The sequence below is a fragment of the Paraburkholderia sp. CNPSo 3274 genome (assembly GCF_024206475.1).
Lineage (GTDB): Bacteria > Pseudomonadota > Gammaproteobacteria > Burkholderiales > Burkholderiaceae > Paraburkholderia.
Map to the genome: position 1 here is coordinate 1 of NZ_JAMBPR010000276.1, position 512 is coordinate 512.

The following is a 512-nucleotide window of genomic DNA, read 5'->3' on the forward strand; positions in this document are numbered from 1 at the left end:
GCAGGCCGGCGCCCGGTCCTCGAACCAGCGGTGGTCGCTGCCGTCGATCTGCACCAGCTCGCCGAAACATGCACGCCGTGCGCGCGGCTGGTAGACCTTCGGTGGACGCTGTTTGCGCGGCACCCACAGGCCGGCCTGGGTCATCAGTTGGCGCACCGTTTCCTTGCACAGCCGGATGCCGTGGCATTCGTCCAGCTTCTCGCGGGCCAGCGTCGGCCCGAAATCGGCGTAGCGCTCGCGGATGATCATCAGGGCGCGCAACGCCAGGCCTTCGTCGAGCTTGCGGTTACCTGGCAGACCGCGTCGGCCCGAGGCCACGCCAGACGGCCCGTGCTCCCGGTACCGGATCACCAGCCGTTCGATCTGACGTACTGTCAGACCCAGCCGTTCGGCGGCACGGCCGGGCTTGAGGCCCGTCTCAACGACGGCCTGTATAACCTTCAGTCTGTCCAGTTCGCGCATGCTCAAACTCACCAGCGTCGTGTCCGGCTTCATGGCAGGCCCCGCAGCGG

At 67.8% G+C, this 512-nt stretch carries 1 protein-coding gene; it reads right to left on the minus strand.

Annotation, left to right across the window (positions count from 1 at the left end; all coding sequences use genetic code 11):
• Positions 1 to 462: helix-turn-helix domain-containing protein (locus M3I54_RS44685; protein WP_375542338.1), on the minus strand; the 462-nt coding region annotated here is incomplete at its 3' end.
• Positions 463 to 512: the final 50 nt, after the last annotated feature.